Consider the following 14,231-nt stretch of genomic DNA (forward strand, 5'->3'; position numbering starts at 1 on the left):
TTCCTTCCCCCTGAAACGAAATAGACAAGACCGTGTTGTCGGCTGCGCCTCCGCCCGCACCACTCTTGTCGATTTGGTTTCACCCCCATCCTCTCAAGCTCCGCGCATACTCGCGGGTAAGCAGCAGCTTACCCTGTCACGATTTGTGATGCGGGGAAGGAAAACACTGCCTGTGCGACGAACCTTGAGAGACAGCGATGCCGGACAACAGAAGATCTGAAGCGCACCCCATCAAGAAGATCATCGATCAGGAGACCGGCGCACATGTCGGCTGGCTCTATGAATGGAATACCGGCGACCTCGAGCCGATGTGGAGCAATGGTCCGAAACCCAACGTGCGATACGAAGACATACCCCCAGATCAGATGCCACATGGGTAGGATCATCGCTCAAGGAGCGCGGCGCGACGCGCCAGGCGGGGCAGGGGGCGGCAGCGCTGCCCGCTGCCGCGTCACCTCCAATGGCAAGCGACAGAAAGAGCGAGGGGGGCCGCCTAAGCGGCCTGCTGTTGCTCCTCAACGCGCGCTTTAATGAAATCCACCGCTTTCTGTGCCTCTGCAGCGGCCTTGAAGATCAGCCCCTTGTCCGATCTGAGGGATTGCAACCATCCTTCGATATAAGCGGCGCTTTGGTCGAAGGCAGGCGCGACCCCCAGCTGAACAGCCAGAAAACACGCACCGATCTCCGCAACGAGTTCCTCGAACGCGTATCCGGCACGGTCCTCGAAACGCTTGATCCGGTCGAGCCGTGTCGCACTCCCGGTCCAATGAACGGTCTCATGTCCTAAAGTCCCGTAATACCCGCTCGTGTCAAAGAAGGTACCAATCGGGGGCATGTGAATATGGTCCGGACCCGGCGCGTAGTAGGCCTTCGGTGTTTCGCTCGTGATGACCGTCGCGCCTGTGGCGGCAAAGAAGGCCTCCAGTTCAGGCACCGGTTCGGTGCCAAGATCGCGGGGCGGGGCAGGGCGGACATAGTAGTCTTCCGGCAAACCCTCGATCTGATCGGCGTTAAAGACCTTGTTGCACTTGGCGTAGCGACTGGTCTGGAGCTCAAGTTCGCCGTCGATGTCTTTCTCGAAGGTCCCGTAGAAAACCGACCGCGTGGCCGTCTCTCCTTTGCGCACACAGGCCCCGAGCGAAAGCGCTTGCCGATAGGTCATCCACCGGGCCGACGCATAGCCTTTGATGAGAGACGTTGCCCAGAGCATCAGAACATTCACCCCCCGATAGGCGGTGCCATCGTGTCGCAAGGGCAGGGCGGCTCCGGTGGCATCCCCTGTCCACGGCTTCCGCCACGGCGGCGTTCCCTTCTCGATCTCGGAAATGATCGTATCCGTCACATGCTGTTTGATGTCGATCTTGGCCATGTCTCTCGCTCCTCATCCTGAATGCGGGTTTCAGGCACCGCGCCTGTCGCGGCTGTCCTGCAAACCTGCTCACGGCGAGTGCGGAGGGGGCGAGACCAGATCAAAAATGGGGAGGGGGATCGCCCGGGATCGCAGCGCGGCAGAGCCGGGACCGATGTTGGGGAAACCCCATTTTGGCGTCTGGTCCGAGGGGAAGGCCGCGCCTCCCCCTGAAACTATTTGGATTGATTACCTGGCTGAGACGGCTGCGCCTCTGGCAGCCCATTGAGGCCGACAATTCGAATGTCGTAGACCAAGCTTTTTGAACTCCAAAGGCGCGCCGACTTGACGACTATGCAGCGGCGCGTTCCATCGACTTCTTCACTGCGAGCGTGAGATTGTCGAAGTCCTCGGCGGCCATGGTCACACCGTATTCGGTCCCGCCATCCTGGTTTTCCCATTGCGATTGGCGAAGTGTCCCTCGGGCATTCACCAGATCGCCGGGAGCGACATTCTCGAGCGCCCATTTCATCACGTTGGGATTGAAGATTGTCACCTCATTCCAGTAGGAATTGGCACGGAAATCGCCCCGATCATCCTTGCGCCCGTACTCGGCAGCGATCGTGATCCGCACGGTCTTACCAACTTCCTTGACCTTGCCGACGCGGCCGAGAATCTGAAACTCCGCAAATGTGCGCATGACCATCTCCTGTGTCGGGCTGACTGCCCCGAGTCAATATTCGCTCTTTGCACAATATTATAATATTGAGAAGCTCACAATCGAGCCGCGGCAAAATAGCGGAAATTCGCCAACGCCCGGTTGTCTACAGGCGTAGGAACCAAGCGCTGCGGAGAATCCAGAAGGTGCGCGTCACGATTTGACCCAAGCGACGGCTTTATTCGGGGCAGATCAGCTCCAGGGACGGAAAATAGGTACGGTACCGCCGCGCATCCCGCGTCAGCAGAGGCACAGACAGTACCGTCGCATGCGCACCGATAAAGAAATCAGGCAGAACGTTCTGCTTCGTCCCTTTGGACCGCCGATAAGCGGAGAAGGCTTTCCCAGCCAGGAACAGGGCATCTCTTGGCATCATTTCGTGGCGGAGCCCGACGGCCTCGATGAAAGCATCGAGCCGTTCCTTCTCGCGATATCCAACGGAGAGCTCGGAGTAGACGCTGTCATTGATGAGGAGATCGACCTGAAGCGCTGCGGCTTCCAATTGTGAAATGGACCACTCGGCGAAGGTCTCATCATCCGTCACAACATCAAGAAGAACATTCGTGTCAACGAAGATCACCCGTCGCCCCGCGTCAGCGCCATGATCTCATCGGTGCTAAGCTCTGTTCGCGCATGGCCGCGAAGGGCACCGAAGCGCGAGACCGGCGCGGCCTTGTCCTCCGGAACAATCTCGACTCGGCCATCCTTCGTACGATTGAAGGTCACCTTGCTGCCTGCCTTCAGTCCCAAAAAGTCGCGAACGGCTTTCGGGATTGTGACCTGACCTTTGGTTGTGAGCGTCGTCGGCAAGTGCGCCTCCAGTAATACCTTTGTTCAGACAGGTATTACTTTTCAGGCTGTTTTGCAAGCTCTGACGCTGGATCAAGCCGATGGCCTGCCCTTTGTGTCTGTACGCAGCGCGCAACCCGGAAACCTTGCTCTGGTGTCACGAACGTGCGTGAGGGCGGCAAAGATGCCGCCCCTCTGCTCGATAGGGTCTTATTCGGTGACCTGGCCATCGTCTCCGTCCGCCTTGGGCGGGAAGGCGACCAGCTCGGTGACCGCAACCGGGAAGTCGAGCTTGATGGAGAGCACGGTCTCGCCATTCTCGCGGGTGTTCTCGAAGACCGCGCCGACGCGGCGAAAGCTGGTTTGGTCCTTGCCGTCTTTCTTGAAGGTGACGGGAACGGTGAGGGTGAACATCTTGTTGGACATTGTCGATCTCCTTGTTTCGATGCGGGTGACCCGGCGGATCGACCAGGGCAGATCGCGCAAGCGGAAATTCGGAGGGTCCGCCCATAGGTGGAAACCGCATTTCTGCTTGCCGGAGCAAAGCGACGGGCACGCGAGCGGCCGAGATCCGCAACCCGTAGATCGAAAAGAAACAACGCAGATCGACACGCCCCAACGGTGTCAGACCATCCTCATCTCGGAGCCATGAGAGACGGGGAACCAACCCCGCAGCCGATATCAAACCCGGTCTTCGACAGAGGCCCGTGCGATACGCGAAACGCACCACCATTTGCGCCACACCGGGGCCATTTGTCGTGAGGGGCCTATCGGTCCTCCAAGGCGGGTCGAGATGCGTGTTTAGTCCACCTATGGCCTAATGAGGGGGCAGAGGACCTGCCCAAACAGGGTGGACGACATTCAGGCGAGGCGATGGAAACAGCCTGCCCTAGGGATCGTCACCCGCATGGGCGAAGACAGCCTGTCTGGCTTCGTGCGCAGCATAGAGCCCGGTCGGCTCTGCCGAAGGGCCAACTATTCAACGAATCAGGAAAAGACCTACCGATCCTTCGACAACAGACCCCGCGGGGTAATGGCTGTCAGATTGTCAGGTGTCCGCCGCGTCATTTCCATGCCATCGGACGACACCGCGGCCTCGACAAACTCGGTCTTCTTCAACACACCGCCATCTGCCTCGACCCATGTGGTGCTGTCGCCGTCCTCGCGCGCGATCGAACCGTCATGATTGATGCGGATCGACACGCCGCCGACCTTGACGGCGACGGAATGCGCATCCGCGATGATGCCCTCCCAGGCGCCGTCGAAATCCCGGCGCACCACCACCATGTCGGGCCGTAACTTGATCTGCACATCCTGATCGGTATCGCCATCGGCACTTTTGAGCATCAGGAATGTTTCCCGGATGTCCGGATCGGCGTGAATGCTGGCCCGCGCATCCTTCGGGGGCCAGACCTTTGGCGCGCTGCGCTGTCGGCCTTCTGGGTCCCGATGAAACCCGATGTAAAGCTGCGCCGATTTCCAGACGCGGGCGGCTTGCGATGCAATCTTTGACATGGTCGGTCTCCTGAGCGGTCCGAATGCGCGGCTCTTGGCTCTAATGAGCCGGGAGCCGCGCAAACCGAGGGACTTGGGGAAGCGAGGGCAGGGAGGCTGCCCTCGCCGGTGTCCACTTTCAATCGTAATAGTCGGGCACCCAAGCCTCAATCCGGGCCTTCTGTGCCGCTGTGACCCCGAGCAGTTTCTGCTTGGTTTCGTCCAAGAACAGGTCTTCCAGCGTCTTCGCTTTCTCAGCCTTTTTCAACTTGGCGAAGGCTTTGGCCTCGGCGCTCGTTGGCGTAAGGTCGAGGAGGTCGCAATAGATGCTCTCCAGCATCGGTCCTGACACGCGCTTGAAGAGGTTCTCCGCCGTGGGCGTCCAGACCTTGCGGATATCGGCCCCTGCTTTCTCAGAGAGAACTCTGTGGAAGATGTCATCCCCGCCTGTCAGCAGTTTCGCCAGATGTCGGGTCAGTTCCGCAGCGCGATGCTTCGGCCCTTTCTTCTTGAAGCTGGCGAAGGCTTTCTTGAGATCGACGTCCCAAGCGTCTGCCGGGCTGACACGGAGTTTGCTCAACCGCTTGTCGATCTCGAACCCGGCCTCAACAGACGGAGTGTTGCATGGTGTCCCAAGGCTGACATCGAACGCGTTCCGAAACCCGGTCGCGCCGCTCAACTGGAATGCCAGCAGATCAATGAGGAGATCGGGTTGATCCAGCATGGCGTTCTGCAGCGCGGCCAGCTTGATCGCGTCCAGATCGTCCCGCAGCTTTTGCGAATAGGGGTTCTTCGGTGCCTTGCCGTCACCGCTCCCATGCGCGGATGTCTGCAACACGCCCGACGCAATGGCGGGCTTCTTGTCTTCGGGCCGGATCAGCCCGGCCTCGACATTCAGGCCGCCGCTCTGATCGACATAGACCACGCACCCGGCATGGGCTTTCTGCGCGTCGGTGAAAGCACCCTCCAAAATGGCATGGAGGCCTGCCAGTTCTTCTTCACCTTCCGCATTGAGAACGTCATTGTCGGCCATCTCGCAGAGGTCCTCGTAACGCTCCATCTGATCATCGGAGAGATCACCTTCGACCGGATAGACGCGGGCGAACTTATTCTCTTCGATGAAGTTCCAGCCAAGATAGGCCTCGCTATGCGTCTCCACCCAGGCCCAACCATCTGAAACGCGCAGCTGCTCAGTCGCTTCGGCCAGTTGCGCGGCAAAGGCTTCATCCAAGATGTCCTGATCTTCGAAGAAGACATCCTCAGAAAAGAGATCGCGGGTGATCTTGCCGCCACCGGCCTCGTAAGCCTCCACACCGACAAACACCGCGCGGCGGTCCGTGGCTTTGGCCGCTTTCGGATGCAGGAAGTGGTCCAACTGGCTCACATTGGAGAGGCGGCCCTCGGCAATGGCTTGCAGCGCCTCAAGGACCAGCTTCTCGTCTTGAGCGGTCGTCATCTTCTGCGCCGCCGAGAGATTGATGATCTTGGCCTTCAACGCATCAAGGGCTGCATCGGGCAGATTGGCGAATTTCAAGCGGCCTTTGACATGGGCGACGGTCACACCGAAGGCACTCGCGATGGCCTCTGCATCGGCATTGGTTGCGGCCATCCGCCCATAAGCGCGGATTTCGTCTGCCGGGTCGAGCGCCTCACGGGCCGTATTTTCCGCATTGGCCCAGAACTCCGCCTGCTCCAGATCACGGGCCAGAAGGACGGGGATCGAAGACCCGCCTTCGAAGTCGGGATCGGTTTCCGCGAGAAAGGCCAAGGCCCTGAGACGCCGACCGCCGGACACGATGCCGATCCTGCCGTCATCGTCCTGAATGCCGCCAAGGTTTTGCAGAAGCCCGCAGGTCCTGATGCTGTGTGCCAGCGTCTCCACGTCCTCCTGCGCCACATCTTGGCGCGGATTAAGATCGTGCAGGTAGAGCTGGTCGAGCGATGCATAGATGATCGCCGCGTCGTTCGGGATGGTTGATTGGTTGGTCATGTCTTTGTCCTTTGATTTTTAATGAGGTGTCGTGGGGCAGGGGGCATGTGCCCGCCACCCGCTGTTTCAAACGGGGTGGATCACCTCCTTTGCACTGGGGGAGTTGGCGCCTGTTCCGGGGAGCCAGGCGGCTCAGTACTCGGAGGCGTGAAGGATCGTCAGGACGCGGCGGGTCACAGCGAGGTTCGCCGGATCGTCGCTGCCCATGGCATAGTCGGTGTCGTAAAGATCGATCTTCCAGAAGATGCGATGGCTATCGCCCGCCATCTCGATATCGAAGGCCCCGAAACTGTGATCTCCGTGGGGGTCGTTGTCTTGCGTGAAGGTGTCGAAGCCTTGGACCTGCTGCATGATGATCGCCTTGGTCGCGGGCGAAAGGTCTGCCACACCGCGCGTCATCACGATCTGACCGGGAACAGTGAAGTCCGCGCCCCACGTGTTCCGAAAGCAGTCGTTCTGCTCTGCGATCTTGACGGCTTCGGGTGTGGGGGTCTCAGGTGTGGCAGTCATCGGCTTTCTCCTTGGTGTCTGGTTTTGAGAGCAGCCCCCGAGGGGCGTCGTCTCTAAAACCTGACCCACTGGCGAAGTGCCGAAGTGAGCAAAGGCACACCCCAATCGATGGGACGTGGCGCGGCCCGCAGCGCCTGGGGCGCGAGGACACGGGTCCTGTCTATTTGGGTTGCCTGCGCGAGAACCCAGCGGGTTCTAAAGCAACGTCCCCGCAGCGGCGTATCGCGCTCGCGCGAACCCCAAGGGGAACAGGAAAAGTTCACGCATTCAGTCTGTCAGCCTTGGAAACAAGGCGATTCGGTATATCGGGAACATGTTGTGTGGTCTGGAACATGATGGGCTTGGGTCCCGCCTGCGGTCAAAAAAGCGGAAAGACTGGCCAAAACAGCATCAAGGTGAGTTTTCAGGCACCATCGGTCGCCTCAAGCTCCAGTTTCTTAGCATGTCGGAGGGGTGTCATAGGGAGCTGCCTTCAGAGGTTTCTCCCGCCTTGGTTATTTCTGTTAGAAATTTGGTTAGTTTTGTTATGTCGTTACGGCGCTGAAAAGACTCAGGGAAATCAGTCTACTGTGGTAGTTTTGTGTTCCCGATGTACCGAACATGCGTTCCCGATATACCGAGGATGTGTTCCTGATGTACCGAGTCGCGTGTTCCTGATGTACCGAAGGTATGTTCCTGATGTACCGAGTCACCAGATCGGGTTGGCCTCGATGTACTTCTTGGCGAACGCGCGGAACGCGGCATTGGCGCTTTTGACGGGTTCATCTTTCTTGATCGCCCATTCCCGCCAGGCATCGAGGATATACTGGATGTCATATTCCGGGTTGGCGTGTTTGATCTCGGTCAGAACGGAGTGTGAGACCGTCAATTCGGCCAGATTCGGTACATCGGGAACAGCGAGGTCATCAAATTTCGGCTGAAACCGCACAAGTGCCTGTTTTCCCTTCGTTTTGAAGGGGGTTGACACTTCCGCGGGATCCACGATCTCGACATGGTAGTCAGGAATGGTGCCGGCTTCACAGATCTCGTTAATCCGGAACTTGAACTTGCGCGCGGTATCGATCGAGCCGCATTTCTCGGCCAGTCGCTTGATCCCGATATACCATTCCGGCTGACGACCGACATGCTTGCGGGCCAGCTCGTAGAGGCGGCGCTCAAGACCTTTCGAAAGGCGGAAGTAGTCCCGATTGATTGTCAGGACCCGGCGATCTTTGACGATTGCGTTGAACATCCATCGATTCATCGTGACCTCAACAGCCCCCATGACGCGCTGTCCGTTGCGATTGGTCCGTTCGATCACCCGCCAATCTTCAATCCAGCCAAAACCGCGCCGCTCGCGTTCGTCGCCGGCTGTGATGTTCGTTAGGATGTTGGTGGAACGCAGTCGATCTAGCGCGTCGAGGAAGAGCTCATAAGCGCGCTTGCCAGAACTGCGTCCCGTCACTTTCAGGAAGTCGTAGGCGGAGAACTTGATCGTGCGGTCCTGGACACTGATCGGAGCGTCCGCGTCGAACTGTCCGTGTTCGATACGTTCGTTCACAAGCGATGTGAGGTAGATCAGGATATCCTTATCCCAGATCGTGGCGATCCCTTTGTGCCCCGGCTGAATCTCGATCTTCACCGTGCCGTCGTCAAAGACGAAGGGCGTCATCCGCGGGCGCTTCTGAAGAGAGAAAAACGGGAACTCCATCAGGGCACGCTCGTCTTTGACCGGGGCGTCAGCGAGCTGGTCCAAGAAGAGGTCTACCTGTTTGCCTGACACGATTGTTCCTGATGTACCGAATCTCTTTCGTTCCCGTTATACCGAGTTTTTCGTTCCTGATGTACCGAATTCTTCAAGATATTGCGGTACGCTATGCGGTTGGCCACAAGAAGCGTCAGTAGTTCAGTTGCTCGAAGCCATAGTTTCCTTCGTAATCGCGCCAGTCGACGAAGACCGACCGGTGGAATATACCCGGGCAATGCTCGCCGTAGCGCTCAAGCCCCTCATGCGCCCCCGGCAATTGGCTTGGACTGGAGTCGCGAGACCATTGGAAGTCGCCTTGGGTGCCGTAGGTGCCGATCCGCATCGAGAAAAAGCGATTGCAATCTCCATCACGTCCGCTCTCGCGTTGGCTCGCGTAAGTGACGTTGTACACCCGAATGGAACGCACGAAGTTGAACTCGGGACCGCTGATGTCGATGTCGGCGCCGGAGCAGACTGAGTGAGCGTGATGATAAAGCCATCCGGCAGACGCTCTAGTGAAGAGCCGCCTTTGAGATAAATCGCGGGCCGCGCGTCCTGAAGCGTCAAGGCAGCCGTACTCTTTGGAACCGATTGTTGTCGGTTGGGAATTTCGCGAGCCAGTATATCCCAAAGTCTGGGCAGAGGCGCGTCTCTGTTCGGAGCGGAATAACTCACGCCCATCGGGCAGCGCCAGATCTGAAGGGGCGGCTCGACGGGCCAGGGGGTGATGCGCCGGATAAATTCAGCACGCGCCCGTGTACAAGGACTCGACGCGGGCCAACCACCAGAAAGACAAAGCAGAATGGCGCAATCGATTTGATAGCTTTGTGCTGTCGCCGACTGGAGTCCGGGCCCGAGGCTCAACAAACCGGCAAGCGCGGCAACACGAGCATTTGAGATCAAGTTCGGCATGGGACATCTGCGACTGGAATCAATATTATAATATTGATGCAGATTCATCTTGGTGGCAAGTGAAACCAGAAGCACCCTGAAAGCATCATGTATTTTGAGCGCAATCTTGCTCAGGTTTACGCAAACAGGCGGGTTTGCACAAAGAACTGTGGTCACGCTCTGGTTGAAATTGTAATTATGTTTCTGTTACCGCCACATCAGTTTCCTATCTCGACGTTCTGGCACACAGAGCTCATAACATAGGGGCACAGACATGAGAAAATATGTTCGTGAGTTCCTCAACCATCAGAGGGCCCATGCCTTCGAGTGGCCATAACACGTCTGCTCGAACGTCTTAGTCAGTCAACACAATCAAACGCTCCAGAACGCTCGTACGCCCACCACCAATTCGTGGGCGCAGCCGAGGCGAGTGACCAATTTCGAGAAGTGGCATGATGGATCAAGATGAGGATGAGGGTCGAGCGACTGACCGAATTGTAGAGGTGGCGACAGGTGAAACTGTGGGCTTGCTTTACGTTTGGGAAGACGGCTGTAGTCAGCCTCTATGGTTTGATGGTGTGAAGTCGGATGTGGTCGTAGTCCGTCTTTCCAAGCGGTGTTGTGGTTCTGAGAAAGACTAGACTTTGAGCTCTGACGAACTTAGGCAGCGAAGGGACTAATCGATTGATCCACTGGATCAAGCGCTCTTCAGAACTTTCGCTGTTTCTTGGCTGAATGGCAGTTTTCAAAGAGAAGACCCTAATCTCAATCTACAACCAGTGAACATATGACCGCTTACGGGTTCGACTTACTGACTAACGGTGGAAACAGAACTGAGCACAGTTCGTTTTTGCCGGGTCATTGAAAGGTGGGGTCGGGACGGCATAGCGCGGCGTTTTCAATGCAGTAAAATTGAGATAGCAAGGGAGCAAGTCAATTCGGCGCGATAGAACTCGCGCTCAATTCTTGGATCATTAGTTTGCAGCTCAACTCGCGACTTCTCGAATGCTTTCACGCGACCATGACTGTCGGTACCGTTACCGGCGCAGCTGAGCTGCTAAACACGTCCCAACCGGCCGTGAGCCGATCGTTACGGCAGCTAGAAGACGTGACAAAGATGACCCTGTTTATTCGGAAAGGGAACCGCGTTACGCCAACCCACGAAGCACATCTTTTGTATGAGGAAGTTGACAGGTCTTTCCGAGGTTTGAAGAGGATCGGTCGAGCCGCAGAAGAAATTCGCAACCTTCAGCAGGGAAAAATTCACATCGCCTGTGCGCCGGCCTTCTCTCAGGGGTTTTTGGTGGACGCAGTGAGAGCCTTTCGAAGAAATAGGCACTGGCGTTCAGACAGTCGTTTCTACCCGACAGACGCCCACAATTGCCGAGCTAACAACATCGCAGCAATGCGATCTGGGACTTGCGGCTTATGCAGTCGAGCCAGATGGTACAGAGTTTGAACCATTCACTGACGCGTCTGAGATATGTATTTTGCCCAAAGGACATCCATTGTGCTCAAAACGCGTCATCGCGCCTGAGGATTTACACGGAGTGAACTTTGTCGCCCTCGGAAATATAGATCCATACTCACAGCGCCTCCAGCGACTACTTGATGACAGCAAAATTCAAACAACAATTGTTTTGGAAGTTCAGAACTCACTGATGGCGGGAGAGGCCGTCGCCCAGGGTCTGGGTTTGACAATCATAAACCCATATTCCGCGTTCAGTTTTCGCTATCGCGACGTTGTCTTTCGCCGGTTATCTGTTGACTTGAAATTTGCATCCAACCTGTTGAGATCAAAATTCCGCCCTGACAGTGCTCTGGTAGACGAGTTCAAGAAAAGTTTGTTTGATACCCGAGACATCTACCTGTCCGAGCTGGAAACATTGTTGGACGCTTAGGCCCTCGGGAGCTGTCTATGTAAGTTCGCATCAAATCACGCAGTATATCGGAAACGCATACTTCACTCTCCAGATTGTATTTTTTTCATGCAAGGATGAATGGCATGCTTTCCCCAAGTATCCATCACACCGGCTTTGCCGTGTGCTGCATGGCAAGCGAGGGGGAGCGCCTGAATGTACGATTTTTACGCAGATACAAAAACCAAACCAACACAACAGATGCGGGAAGTTGTTTTGGACTGCGTGGTCGGCGATGAGCAAAAAAACGAGGATCCTACAACTGCAGAGCTCTGCTCACGGGTAGCGGAGTTACTGGGCAAAGAAGCCGCGGTATTTCTGCCATCCGGTACAATGTGCAACGAGATCGCAATCAAGGTTCACACCAAGCCCGGCGATGAAATCATCTGCGAGCAATCCTGTCATATCATCAACTTTGAGACCGGCGGTCCCGCAGCGATCAGCGGCGTGATGATCAAGGCATTGCACGGAGAGAACGGGATATTCACGGCCGAGCAAGTGGCGCAGGCGATCCGTCCAAACTCTCGCTACATGCCAAAAAGCACCCTTCTTTGCGCGGAGCAAACGGCAAACATGGGTGGCGGTGCAATCTGGCCGCTTGAACAGCTTCAAGCGGTTGCAACTGTTGCAAAAGACGCGGGTCTGGCGACCCATCTAGATGGCGCGCGTTTGATGAACGCGGTCGTTAAGACCGGCATATCTGCAAGTGCTTATGCCGAACAATTTGATTCCGTTTGGATAGACTTTACGAAAGGCCTTGGGGCGCCCGTGGGCGCGGTGCTGGCCGGTTCACATGAGTTCATTGCACAAGCTTGGCGTTTGAAGCAACAGATCGGCGGAGCAATGCGGCAATCGGGCATCGTTGCGTCCATGTGTCTTTACGCGCTCGACCACCACGTCGAACGCCTGGCTGAAGATCACGAATTGGCTGAACAGTTAGGCGATCAGATCGCTCAGCTTCCGCTTGTCCAAGCTGTCCTGCCAGTTGAGACGAACATCGTCATTTTTGACCTGAAAGACGAAGCACCGACAGCAGCTGAGGTTGTTGCGATACTTCGCGAGAATGGCCTCCTGGCCGGCGCCTTTGGAGAACGCCGTGTCCGGATTGTGACGCATTTGGACGTCGATGCGGCCGCTGGCGCTGCACTGATGGCCAGCCTCACCAAATCGCTGAGCGCAAACACCCAGGAGGTCGCGTGACATGGAAAACGGAACAACACAAGCTCCGGACGTACTGGTAAAAGTCGACGCCTTATCGAAAATCTTCAAAACAACAGACGGTCGCACCATCAACGCCCTGACGGATGTCAATACATCGGTCGACCGCGGCGAAGTGGTGGCCATCATTGGTCCCAGTGGCTCAGGTAAAAGCACGCTTCTGCGAACGATCAACGGCCTTGAGACGATCTCGAAGGGCCACATCTACGTGGATGGTATCGATCTCGCAGACAAGCAAACCGATATGAATGCGCTGCGGGCAGATGTTGGAATGGTGTTTCAGCACTTCAATCTGTTTCAACACAAAACGTCCCTTGAAAATATTACGCTGCCACAAACTCTGGTGCGCAAAAGAACCAAAGATGAGGCCGAACAGGTCGCGATGGATCTTCTGCGGCAGTTAGGTTTGGACCATCTGGCAAACAACTACCCGTCGCAATTGTCTGGCGGTCAGCAGCAACGGATAGCAATAGCCCGAGCGCTTGCCATGCAACCTAAGCTGATGCTGTTTGACGAGGCAACGTCAGCGCTTGACCCTGAGATGGTTGGAGAAGTTCTCGACCTTATTAAGGGCCTTGCGACCGATGGCATGACGATGTGCCTCGTCACGCACGAAATGAACTTCGCGCGCGAGGTGTGTGATCGCGTGATCTTCATGGACGCAGGCGAACTGGTTGAGACCGGTAATCCCGCGGAATTTTTCCAAAAGCCAACGACGGACCGTGCACAGCAGTTCCTCGACAAAGTTCTCTGACCATCAACCAACTTCAACCAAGGGGAGTAACCTGAAATGAATTTCCTAAGAACCCTCGTAGCCGGGGCGGCTACCTTCGTGGCGGCACATACCGTGGCTCTCGCACCTGCAAGTGCGGACACCGTTCAAGAGATCGTCAACCGCGGGGCATTGAACGTGGCTGTACAGACTCAAGGTCCTCCGTTCAGCTTTGTTGACAAGCATGGCGAGCGCACCGGTTTCGCTGTCGAAGTGGTAAAGCTCATTGCTCAAGACATGGGCGTCGAGATCGAATTCCAGGACTACGAGTGGAAGGGACTTATCCCCTCGCTTCTGGCCGAGAAGGTCGACTTTATCGCTGCCGATATGACGCCAACACCGCAGCGCGCTTTGCAATTGGTTTTCACTGAGCCCTTCTATTACAGCGACGTGGTGGCATATGTTGCTGGCGGCTCCGAAGCAGCAGCTTGGTCGGACCTGAACGTGGACGGCGTCAAGATCGGTGTTCCGCAAGCGAGCTCGCACGTAAAATTCGTCCGGGACAACATGCCAAACGCAACCGTCGTTGAACTGTCCGGCGGCAGCCCGGCCGTCGCGCAGGCGCTGTCAGTGGGTCGCGTGGATGCCGGCGTGACCTCGCGCGAGATTGCGACGCAGTTTACCACTGAGTTCGAGGGCGTCCGCGTTCTTGACGGCACAATCGTGCAGTCGCCTCTCAGCTTCCCGGTACGGCCTACCGATACTCACCTGGAATCCTGGCTGAACAACTGGTTCCGCATCAAGAAAGCAGATCGCACAATCGAGCGGATGCTGGAGTACTGGGTGCACACGGATGCTTGGGAAGCCGACCACAAATAAGAAATGAACCGGTCGTGCGGAGCGATGCCTCGCACGA

The 14,231-nt window shown here is 56.7% G+C and carries 13 protein-coding genes and 2 pseudogenes; 5 read left to right on the plus strand and 10 right to left on the minus strand.

Features of this window, described 5'->3' with window-relative positions; all coding sequences use genetic code 11:
• Nucleotides 1-493 precede the first annotated feature (493 nt).
• From ACZ1HM_RS21605 to ACZ1HM_RS21650, 10 genes and pseudogenes are all read right to left on the minus strand, one after another.
• On the minus strand, nt 494-1,369 hold the full coding sequence (locus ACZ1HM_RS21605; RefSeq protein WP_472744786.1) for an ArdC family protein: 876 nt from the start codon (nt 1,367-1,369) through the stop codon (nt 494-496).
• 331 nt (nt 1,370-1,700) lie between these two features.
• Complete coding sequence (locus ACZ1HM_RS21610) at nt 1,701-2,048, minus strand: single-stranded DNA-binding protein (RefSeq protein ID WP_472744787.1); 348 nt, start codon at nt 2,046-2,048, stop codon at nt 1,701-1,703.
• Between the two features lie 196 nt (nt 2,049-2,244).
• A complete protein-coding gene (locus ACZ1HM_RS21615; protein ID WP_472744788.1) occupies nt 2,245-2,646 on the minus strand; it encodes a type II toxin-antitoxin system VapC family toxin in 402 nt (133 codons plus the stop codon).
• The gene (locus ACZ1HM_RS21620) at nt 2,643-2,876 is read right to left on the minus strand and encodes an AbrB/MazE/SpoVT family DNA-binding domain-containing protein (RefSeq protein ID WP_472744789.1); all 234 of its coding nucleotides are present in this window, start codon (nt 2,874-2,876) and stop codon (nt 2,643-2,645) included. Before ACZ1HM_RS21620 ends, ACZ1HM_RS21615 begins: the two co-directional genes overlap by 4 nt.
• Nucleotides 2,877-3,065: 189 nt before the next feature.
• Nucleotides 3,066-3,281 carry a hypothetical protein gene (locus tag ACZ1HM_RS21625; RefSeq protein ID WP_050532604.1) on the minus strand — a complete coding sequence of 72 codons (216 nt, stop codon included), beginning with the start codon at nt 3,279-3,281 and terminating at the stop codon, nt 3,066-3,068.
• Between the two features lie 573 nt (nt 3,282-3,854).
• Nucleotides 3,855-4,370, minus strand: a complete 516-nt coding sequence (locus ACZ1HM_RS21630; RefSeq protein WP_472744790.1) for a hypothetical protein — start codon at nt 4,368-4,370, stop codon at nt 3,855-3,857.
• A gap of 118 nt (nt 4,371-4,488) precedes the next feature.
• A complete protein-coding gene (locus tag ACZ1HM_RS21635) occupies nt 4,489-6,339 on the minus strand; it encodes a ParB/RepB/Spo0J family partition protein (RefSeq protein WP_472744791.1) in 1,851 nt (616 codons plus the stop codon).
• 132 nt (nt 6,340-6,471) lie between these two features.
• Entirely contained in the window at nt 6,472-6,849 is a 378-nt protein-coding gene (locus ACZ1HM_RS21640; protein WP_472744792.1) for a DUF3768 domain-containing protein, read from the minus strand.
• A gap of 688 nt (nt 6,850-7,537) precedes the next feature.
• Entirely contained in the window at nt 7,538-8,611 is a 1,074-nt protein-coding gene (locus ACZ1HM_RS21645) for a replication initiator protein A (RefSeq protein WP_472744793.1), read from the minus strand.
• A gap of 115 nt (nt 8,612-8,726) precedes the next feature.
• Nucleotides 8,727-9,487, minus strand: a pseudogene (locus tag ACZ1HM_RS21650) (hypothetical protein).
• Nucleotides 9,488-10,445: 958 nt separating this feature from the next.
• Between ACZ1HM_RS21650 and ACZ1HM_RS21655 the strand changes: the two are divergent.
• The 5 genes and pseudogenes from ACZ1HM_RS21655 to ACZ1HM_RS21675 all read left to right on the plus strand — a co-directional run.
• Nucleotides 10,446-10,622 (plus strand): annotated as a pseudogene (locus ACZ1HM_RS21655) (LysR family transcriptional regulator); the annotation flags it as partial.
• A 175-nt stretch (nt 10,623-10,797) separates the two neighbouring features.
• Nucleotides 10,798-11,367: a LysR substrate-binding domain-containing protein gene (locus ACZ1HM_RS21660; protein WP_472744857.1), complete on the plus strand. Its 570-nt coding sequence runs from the start codon at nt 10,798-10,800 to the stop codon at nt 11,365-11,367.
• A gap of 174 nt (nt 11,368-11,541) precedes the next feature.
• Nucleotides 11,542-12,585: a threonine aldolase family protein gene (locus ACZ1HM_RS21665; protein ID WP_472744794.1), complete on the plus strand. Its 1,044-nt coding sequence runs from the start codon at nt 11,542-11,544 to the stop codon at nt 12,583-12,585.
• A gap of 1 nt (nt 12,586) precedes the next feature.
• On the plus strand, nt 12,587-13,357 hold the full coding sequence (locus ACZ1HM_RS21670) for an amino acid ABC transporter ATP-binding protein (RefSeq protein WP_472744795.1): 771 nt from the start codon (nt 12,587-12,589) through the stop codon (nt 13,355-13,357).
• Nucleotides 13,358-13,435: 78 nt separating this feature from the next.
• Entirely contained in the window at nt 13,436-14,194 is a 759-nt protein-coding gene (locus tag ACZ1HM_RS21675; protein WP_472744796.1) for an ABC transporter substrate-binding protein, read from the plus strand.
• The last annotated feature ends 37 nt before the right edge of the window (nt 14,195-14,231 follow it).

This window comes from Sulfitobacter sp. GN1-4 (assembly GCF_055693825.1).

Bases quoted from the DNA above. Each gene is read 5' to 3' on its own strand.
- ACZ1HM_RS21630 (WP_472744790.1), bottom strand. From the start codon at position 4,370: ATGTCAAAGATTGCATCGCAAGCCGCCCGCGTCTGGAAATCGGCGCAG.
- ACZ1HM_RS21635 (WP_472744791.1), bottom strand. From the start codon at position 6,339: ATGACCAACCAATCAACCATCCCGAACGACGCGGCGATCATCTATGCA.
- ACZ1HM_RS21665 (WP_472744794.1), top strand. From the start codon at position 11,542: ATGTACGATTTTTACGCAGATACAAAAACCAAACCAACACAACAGATG.
- ACZ1HM_RS21625 (WP_050532604.1), bottom strand. From the start codon at position 3,281: ATGTCCAACAAGATGTTCACCCTCACCGTTCCCGTCACCTTCAAGAAA.
- ACZ1HM_RS21640 (WP_472744792.1), bottom strand. From the start codon at position 6,849: ATGACTGCCACACCTGAGACCCCCACACCCGAAGCCGTCAAGATCGCA.
- ACZ1HM_RS21605 (WP_472744786.1), bottom strand. From the start codon at position 1,369: ATGGCCAAGATCGACATCAAACAGCATGTGACGGATACGATCATTTCC.
- ACZ1HM_RS21610 (WP_472744787.1), bottom strand. From the start codon at position 2,048: ATGCGCACATTTGCGGAGTTTCAGATTCTCGGCCGCGTCGGCAAGGTC.
- ACZ1HM_RS21670 (WP_472744795.1), top strand. From the start codon at position 12,587: ATGGAAAACGGAACAACACAAGCTCCGGACGTACTGGTAAAAGTCGAC.